This window comes from Streptomyces sp. DH12, assembly GCF_020873895.1.
GTDB lineage: Bacteria > Actinomycetota > Actinomycetes > Streptomycetales > Streptomycetaceae > Streptomyces.
In genome coordinates this window covers 1-1,070 of the sequence record NZ_JAHWGT010000114.1, presented here as the reverse complement: position 1 = coordinate 1,070, position 1,070 = coordinate 1, and the positions used below count along the sequence as shown (strand labels likewise).

Annotated in this window: 1 pseudogene; it reads left to right on the top strand. The window is 74.2% G+C overall.

The features are described from left to right. Nucleotides 1-301: 301 nt before the first annotated feature. Nucleotides 302-1,070: pseudogene (locus LPA54_RS32835) on the top strand (hypothetical protein); the annotation flags it as partial.

Sequence of the window (1,070 nt, the reverse complement as noted above, 5' to 3'; positions counted from 1 at the left end):
GATCGCTCCGAGACTGGTGATTTGGGGGTTCGGGTGACCCGGCCCAAGCCGCGGGAAGTTGACGACGAACTGTGGACGGTGATCAAGCCTCTACTGCCGGCCTTGCCGCCGCTAGTGGGCCGCCGGGAGTCGGCGGGCGGGGAGACGAGCAGGTCTCCGGGGCGGCCGGGCTTGCCACGGCAGGTACACCAGCGGTATTTCACGCGACCCGCGTGCACCCCGCGCCCTACGATCCCCGGCAGGGCCGGGTGAACGGGGGCGAGGATGCGTGAGGACCTTAAGGGGCGGGACAGCGGTAGCGGTGCGCCTGGCGGGAGGTGCGCCGCTGCGGGACGCGTTGGTTGTCGCCGACCCCGGTGACTGGCTTGTGCTGGACGCGGCAGTGCGGGAGGTGGCCTGGTACCGGTCGCGGCTCCTGCCGGAGTGGGAGCACACCGACCCGCTGCCCGCCGATCTGAGGCATCTGGGCGAGTCCCGGCTCGCGCTCGCCCTGTGCCACCGGGACGGGCGGATCCGCGAGGCGGCGGTGCGCCGGTCGGCGCGCTGCCCCGGTCTGCTGCCGCTGATCGTGATCCGCTGCGCCGACTGGGCCGAACCGGTGCGTGAGCGCGCCCGGAAGCTGCTGCGCGAGGCCATGGACGGGCGCACCGCTGTTGACCTCGCGCCGTTGATCCTGCGCGTGGGCTGCCGCGACCGTGGCGCCTTCGGCATCGAGCTGCTCGAGGAGGTCCTGGGCCGGGCACCCCGCGGGCGGCTCACCGCTCTCCTCGACCACCCCGACCGCGCCGTGCGGCGGTTTGGATACCGGCTGGCCGTCGAACACCGGCTCCTTCGCCCCGCCGAGCTGGCCCACGCGGCCGCCCGGGACCAGGACACGGTGGTCCAGGACCTGTGCGCCACCGCGGCACTCACATCCCTGCGGGACGAGGGGGGCGCCTGCGACGAGGTGCTCACACCACTGCTGACCGCGCGCAGTCCGCGCACCCGTTCGGCCGGCGTCACCGCGCTGCGGCGGGCGGGACGGCCGAAGCAGGCGGAGCCGTTCCTCGCCGACCGCTCCGCCCTGGTAC